Origin of the sequence: Micromonospora yasonensis, assembly GCF_026013475.1 — a bacterium.
Taxonomy (GTDB): Bacteria; Actinomycetota; Actinomycetes; order Mycobacteriales; family Micromonosporaceae; genus Micromonospora; species Micromonospora yasonensis.
Genome location: NZ_JAPDPH010000291.1, coordinates 1 through 7,532, shown reverse-complemented (window position 1 = coordinate 7,532; position 7,532 = coordinate 1). Strand labels below are relative to the sequence as shown.

The following is a 7,532-nucleotide window of genomic DNA, read 5'->3' as shown; positions in this document are numbered from 1 at the left end:
TCGGCGACCTGACCGTGCTGGGCGTACCAGCCGAAACGGCGCCCTGGCGGCCGGCGCCCGCGACGCTGTCCACCACGGCGTACGTGATGTTCACGTCCGGGTCGACCGGGCAGCCCAAGGGCGCGGTGATCGAGCACCGGGCGCTGACCGAGAAGGTCATCAACATCGCGGACTTCGCCGACTTCGGCGCGGCGACCCGGTGCCTGGCCTTCGCCTCGATCGGGTTCGACGCGTCGGTGGCCGACCTGCTCGCTCCGCTCGCCGCCGGCGGCACGGTCGTGCTGGCCGGCGACGCCGAGCGGGCCGACCCGACCCGGCTCTACCGGGTGTGCGCCGAGCAGGGCGTCGACGTCGTGGTGCTGCCGCCGCCGATCCTGCCGCTGCTGGACCCGGCCCGGCTGCCCGGCGTACGGCTGGTGATGACCGGTGGGGAAGCGACCGGCCCGGAGCAGGTCGGCCGGTGGACCGAGGGGGGCCGCCGGTTCATCAGCGTCTACGGCCCGACCGAGGCGACGGTGCTGGTGACCTGGTTCGAGGGCAGCGGCACCTGGACCCGGCCCATCCCGATCGGCAAGCCCGCCGCCAACCACCGCATCCACCTCGTCGACGACAGCCTGCGCGAGGTCGGTCCCGGTGAGATCGGCGAGGTGCTGGCCGGTGGGCCGGGGCTCGGGCGCGGGTACCTGTTCGACGCCGCGCTCACGGCGGAGCGGTTCATCCCGGATCCGTTCGCCGAGCAGCCCGGGCAGCGGCTCTACCGCACCGGTGATCTGGCCCGCTGGTTGCCGGACGGGAGCCTGGAATTCCTCGGCCGGGCCGACCGGCAGGTCAAGATCCGGGGACAGCGGATCGAGCTCGGCGAGGTGGAGGCGGTGCTGCGCCGCCACCCTGAGGTGGGCAACGCCAGCGTCCAGGCGCGCGGCGGCCCCGGCGGGCAGGAACTCGTCGCGTACGTGGCGACCGGCCTGGACGTGGCCGACCTGCGCGCCTACTGTGCGCGGCTGCTGCCGCCCGCGGCCGTCCCGGCGCGGATGTTCACCATGGCCGCGCTGCCGATCACCATCAACGGCAAGATCGACAGCGAGCGGCTGGCCGCACTCACCGCCGCCGAACCCGCCCCGGCACCCGAGGGCGAGGCACCGGCCACCGACACCGAGCGCCTGATCGCGCAGGCCTGGGCGGTGCTGCTGGACGAGCCGGCCGTCGGCCGCGACGCCGACTTCTTCGACCACGGTGGACACTCGATCATCGCGATGCGGCTGGTCGCCGACCTGCGGGAGCGGCTGGGCCGGGACATCGCGATCGAGGACGTGCTGATCGGGCGTACGCTGCGCGGCGTCGCCGCCCGCGCCGACGCCGCCGCCGCGGCCAGCCCGGCCACCGTCACCCGGGGCCGTCCACCAGCCCTGTCCCCGGCGCAGCAGCGGCTGTGGTTCCTCGACCGCTACTTCCTCGCCGCCGCGTCGGCCTACAACGTCGCCTTCGCCGAACGGCTCACCGGCCCCCTCGACATCGCGGCCCTGGCCACGGCGCTCACCGCCGTCGCGGACCGCCAGCAGATCCTGCGCTGGCGCATCCCGGACACCGACGGCGTCCCGTACGCCGTGGCCGACCCGTCCGCGCCGGTGCCGTTGCCCGTGCGCGAACTGGCCCCGGGCACGGACCTCGCCACACACCTCGCGGCGGGTGCTACGGCACCGTTCACGCTGGCCACCGACACGCTGTGGCGGGCCGAACTGATCCGGACCGGCGCCGACGAGCACGTGCTGGCCGTCTACGCCCACCACGCCGTGTTCGACGGCTGGTCCCAGTCGCTGTTCTACGCCGACCTCGCCACCGCCTACCGCTCCGCGCTCGGCGACGGGGAGCCGCTGCCGCCACTGCCCGCCACCTACGGTGACTATGTCGCGTGGCGCGCCGACCGCTCGCGGCGACGCGCCGAGCAGGACCTGGACTGGTGGCTGGAGCACCTGACCGGCGTACCGGTCGTGGTGGAGCTGCCCGGGGGACAAGACCGGCCCGCCGAACAGACCTTCACCAGCGCGACCGTGACCACCCGGCTGGACCGGGCCGCGACGGCCGCCCTCACCGACCTCGCCGCCGGGCTCGGCGCGACCCCGGCCGCCGCCGTGCTGGCCGCGTTCGCGCTGGTGCTGGCCCGGCGCACCGGCCACTCGGACCTGGTCATCGGCACGCCCACGGTGGACCGGCGAGCCGCCGACTTCGAGCGGATGGTCGGGTTTTTCATCGAGATAGCACCGCTGCGGCTGCGTCAGGCTCCCGAGGCGGGCTTCGCCGCGCATGTGCGCGCCGCGTGGGAAGAACTCCTCGCCGCGCTCGCGCACCCGGAAGCGCCGGTGGAACGCATCGTCGGCGGGTTCGGCCTCGGCGGCCTGCTGGACCGCAGCCCGCTGGTGCAGGTGCTGTTCAACATGTATACGTTCGACGAGCCGAAGCTGGACCTGGCCGGGCTCGGCAGCGAGCCGGTGCCGGTGGCCGCGCCCGGGTCGCCGTTCGACCTCACCCTCTACGGCGTGACCCGGGACGGGCAGCTGCGAGTGGAGATCGTCTTCAACCCGGATGTCTACGGCACCGGCCTGATGGCGGCCGTGCTCGGCGAGGTCGAGCAGATGCTCCGGGCCGGAGCCGCCGATCCGCAGCAGCCCGTGTCGCAGCTGCCCGGCTGGACGGCCATCCCGGCCGGGAGGCCGGGCGACGTGACCCGGGCCGCCCGGGTCAAGCGGGCCGTGGGCCGGTCGGGCGCGATCACCGAGCGCCCGGCCACCGCCACCGAACGCCAGATCGCGTCGGTCTGGTGCAACGTGCTCGGCGTACCAGAGGTGGCGGCGACGGACAGCTTCTTCGACGTCGGCGGTGGCTCGTTAGCCGTCGCCGTCGTGCAGCGGCAGCTCAACCGGCTGCTCGGCACGAACCTGCGGCTGGTGGACCTGTTCCGCCATCCGACCGTCCGTACGCTCGCCACGCACCTGGACGGCGCCCGCGCGTCCACGGAATCGCCTGGTGACAGCGCCGAGGACGCGGCGGTGGAACGGGCCGCGCGCCGCGGTGCCGTCCGCCTGCAGCGCGCCCGGCGCCGCTCGATCGGAGAGCCCGCTGTGGAGGGCGATCCGGCGTGACGCACCTGGTCCCACTCGGCGACACCGGCTGGTCGGTCTGGCGTGACGCGCTGCTGCGCAGCGCCGGCTTCCCCGCCGACGGCCTGGACCGCTTCGCCGCACCGGACTGCGCCGGCGCCGCCGACCGTCACCTCGCCGGTGACCTCGACGCGTCGGCGTTCACGGCCGCGTACGCCGACGCCACCCGGGCGTCCTCGGCGGCGGTGTGCGAGATCGCCGCCGACCCGCTGTTCCGTGAGGCCGTGACCTGGCAGAATCCGGACGTCCTGGTGGCGCTCGACGGGCTGGTCAAGGACGGCGCGGACGGGCCACGCAACGTCCGCCGCCGCGGCCGGGAGAACGTCGTCGCCGGGTACTGGCAGCGCTATGTCGCCAAGTGCGAAACCATCGGCTTCTTCGGGCCGGTGTGCTGGGGCACCGTCGAATCCGGCCCGGCCACCATCACCACCAAGCCCGGCCCCGGCCTGCTCCGTCAGCGCGCCGTCTACCTCGAATACTGGGTCCTGTCCGCGTACGCGGACAGACTGGCGGCAGACCCGCTGGTGCGGGCGTGGCTGGCCCCGGCCCTGGCGCCGCACGCCTGCCTGGACGGGCGGGTCGTGCACCGGCCCGCCCAGCGCCCGACGCCGGTGTCGCTGACCGAGTCGATCGCGCTGGCATGGTGCGACGGCAGCCGCCCCGCGCGGGAGATCGTCGAGGACCTGGTCCGCGACGAGCAGGCCGGCGTACGCCGGGCCGAGGAGGGGTTCCTGCTGCTGGCGCACCTGGCCGAACGGGGCCTGCTGCGCTGGGACTTCGACCTGCCGCAGGGCTTCGCCGCAGAGGCGCGCCTGCGCGAGCGGATCGGCGCCATCGGCGACCCGGCGCTGCGGGAAAGCGCCCTGGCCGGGCTGAACCGGCTGACCGGAGCCCGCACCAGGGTCGCCGACGCCGCCGGTGACCCCACCGCGTTGGCCGACGCGCTGTCCGCATTGGACGCCGAATTCACCGACCTGACCGGGTTGCCGCCGCGCCGGCGGGCCGGGCAGAACTACGCCGGGCGGGCGCTGTGCCACGAGGAGACCGCCCGCGACGTGGAGTTCACGGTCGGCACCGGCCTGCTCGCCTCCCTGGCCCCGGCACTGGCGTGTGCGTTGCAGGCGGCCCGCTGGCTCACCGCCGAACTGGCCACGGCGTACGGCGACGCGCTGCGCGACCTGTACGTCGAGTTGAGCGCCGACGGACCGGTCCGGCTCGGCGACCTGTGGTTCTTCGCTCAGGGTCCGCTGTTCGGGCCCGGCGACCGGCCCGTCGATCGGGTCGAGCACGAATTCGCCTCCCGCTGGGAACGGGTGCTCGGGCTCGCCGACCTGCCCGCCGACGCCACGCGGCTGCAGTTCGACTCGGCCGAGCTGGCGCCCCGGGTGGCCGAGCAGTTCCCGGCGACCCGTCCCGGCTGGAGTGCGGGCCGGGTGCACAGCCCGGACCTGCAGATCTTCGTGGAGTCGCCGCAGGCGCTGGCCGACGGCGAGTTCGGGGCGGTGCTCGGTGAGCTGCACGCGGCGTTCGCGACGTTCAACGCCGAGCTGTTCACGCACTGCTATCCCGACCTGGACCGGCTGCGGCGCGCGTACGCGGCGGACCTGGGCTCGGGACGGCTGCGCCCGATCTACCCGGTCGATTTCCCCCGGGTCGGCGGCCGGTTGTCGGCGTCGCTGTTCGGGCCGGGCGACTACCAGTTCGCGTTCGCCGACGCACCGGGTGCCTGCCGGGACCGGCTCGTGCCGGCCAGCGCCGTCCTGGTGTCCGAAGCGGACGGTGCCGTGGTGGCGACCGGGCCCGACGGCACCCGCTGGCCGCTGGTCGAGGTGTTCTCCGACCTGATCGCGGTGCATGCCGCCGACGCGTTCAAGCTGATGACCGAGCGCCCGCACAGCCCCCGGGTCACCGTGGACAAACTGGTGCTGGCCCGGGAGACGTGGCGCACCACGGTCGGGCAGACCGGCCTGACCAGCGCCATCGACCAGGCACAGCGCTACCTCACGGTACGCCGGTGGCGGGCCGCGCTGGGCCTGCCGGAGCGGGTCTTCATCCGGGTGGCCACCGAGCTCAAGCCCACGTACGTCGACCTGACCAGCCCGCTCTACGCCAACCGGCTGTGCCTGCTGCTGCGGGCGGCACACCAGGCGGGCGGCGACGACGTGCCGGTGACGGTGTCGGAGCTGCTGCCCGGGTTGCCGCAGGCGTGGCTGCCCGACGGCCAGGGCCGCCACTACGTCAGCGAGCTGCGCCTGCACATCACCGATTCGGCCGCGCCGGAGGGAATGCCGTGACGAACGAGACAGTGGAGCCGATCGCGATCGTCGGGCTCAGCCTGCGCGTACCCGGGGCGTCGTCGGCGGAGGAGTTCTGGCGCAACCTGGTCGACGGGACCGAGTCGTTCACCCGGTTCAGCCGGGCCGAGCTGCTGGCGCGCGGGGTGAGCGAGGACGAACTCGACGATCCGGCGTACGTGCCGGTGGCGGCCGTGCTCGACCAGTTCGACTATTTCGACGCGGGTCTGTTCGGCATGAGCCCGCGCGACGCGGAGCTGGCCGACCCGCAGCAGCGGCTGTTCCTGGAGCACGCGCACGCCGCTCTGATCGACGCGGGCTGCGACCCGGCCCGCTACGACGGCGAGATCGGCGTCTACGCGGGCAGCAACGCCGACCTCTACCAGTGGCTCAACGTCCGGCGGAACCCGCAGGCGCTGGCGGACGCGGGTGAGCTGCGGGTGTCGCTGGGCAACAAGCCCGACTACCTGGCCAGCACCGTGTCGTTCCGGCTCAACCTGCGCGGCCCGGCGATGACCGTGCAGACCGCCTGCTCGTCGTCGCTGGTGGCGATACACCTGGCCAGCGAGGCGCTGCGCAACGGCGAGTGCGACACGGCGCTCGCGGGCGGGGTGTGCGTGGAGCTGCCGCACGCCGTCGGGTACGTCGCCGACGACGGGTACACGTCCGCCGACGGGCACTGCCGCCCGTTCGACGCGCAGGCCAACGGCACCGTCTACGGCAGCGGGGTCGGGGTCGTCGTGCTCAAGCGGCTGTCCGACGCGCTGGCCGACGGAGACGACATCCGGGCGCTGATCATCGGCAGCGCGGTCAACAACGACGGCATGACCAAGGCGAGCTTCACCGCGCCCAGCGTCAGCGGGCAGTTGGAGGTCGTCGTGCAGGCCCTCGCGGTCGCCGGCGTCGCCCCGCGCTCGGTCAGCTACGTCGAGGCCCACGGCACCGGTACGGTCCTCGGCGACTCGATCGAGATCGCGGCGCTGACGGCGGCCTACGGACGGCGCGCCACCGAGCGGGGCTGGTGTGGGGTCGGCTCCACCAAGGCCAACATCGGCCACCTCAGCGCGGCCGGTGGCGTGATCGGCCTGATCAAGACCGTGCTGTCGATGCAGCAACGGCTCATCCCGCCCAGCATCAACTACGACCGGCCGCACCCGGAGATCGACTTCGCGGCGAGCCCGTTCTACGTGGTGTCGACGCTGACCAAGTGGGAGCCCGAGGAGCAGCGGCCGCTGCGGGCCGGGGTGAGCTCGCTCGGCCTCGGCGGCACCAACGCGCACCTGGTGCTTCAGGAGGCACCGCCGCCCGCACCCGCCACGGCGCCGGATCACGGTGGTGGCGAGCTGATCCAGGTGTCCGCCGCGACCCCGGCCGCGCTGGTGGCGGCGTGCGCCCAGGTGGCCACCCGGCTCACCGACCGGCCGGAGCTTCAGCTGCGCGATGTGGCGTACACGTTGCGGGAGGGACGGCCGGTCTATCAGCACCGGGCCGCCGTCGTCGCGGTGGACCGGGCCCAGGCGGCCGCAGCGCTGGCCGACCCGAAGCGTCGGGCCAGCGGGGACGCCGCGACGGTGCCCCGGGTGGGCCTGCTCTTCCCCGGCCAAGGCTCGCAGCACCCCGGCATGGCCGCGCGCCTCGCCGCGACCGAGCCGGTGTTCGCGGCCGCCGTGGACGAATGCGGCCGGATCCTCGGCTGGGACCCGCACGAGCTGATCTTCAGCACGCAGCCCGGTGCCGAAGAGCGGCTGGCCGAGCCCGCGGTGGTGCAACCCGCCCTGTTCACCGTCGAATACGCCACCGCGATGCTGTGGCGGCACTGGGGTGTCACGCCCGCCGCGATGATCGGCCACTCCATCGGTGAGCTGGTGGCGGCGACCGTGGCCGGGGTCTTCGACCTGCCCGACGCGCTGCGGCTCGCGGCGGCCCGGGGCCGTCTGGTCCAGGCCGCGCCGGAGGGCCGCATGCTCGCCGTGCAGCGCGGCGCCGACGAGATCTCGCCCCTGCTGCCCGACGGGGTCGCCGTGGCGATCAGCAACGGGCCCAACACCTGCGTGCTGGCCGGCGCACCCGAGCCGGTGACCGC

General features: G+C 74.2%; 3 protein-coding genes. All 3 read left to right on the top strand.

The genetic code is table 11. The features are described from left to right. Positions 1-3,137 (top strand): condensation domain-containing protein (locus tag ONA70_RS33130; RefSeq protein ID WP_265010424.1); only part of this gene is annotated, 3,137 nt, incomplete at its 5' end. Next, a complete protein-coding gene (locus ONA70_RS33125; RefSeq protein ID WP_265010423.1) occupies positions 3,134-5,449 on the top strand; it encodes a lantibiotic dehydratase family protein in 2,316 nt (771 codons plus the stop codon). The genes ONA70_RS33130 and ONA70_RS33125, both read left to right, overlap by 4 nt. Beyond that, a partial coding sequence (locus tag ONA70_RS33120) for a type I polyketide synthase (RefSeq protein WP_265010422.1) occupies positions 5,446-7,532 on the top strand: 2,087 nt, incomplete at its 3' end. The genes ONA70_RS33125 and ONA70_RS33120, both read left to right, overlap by 4 nt.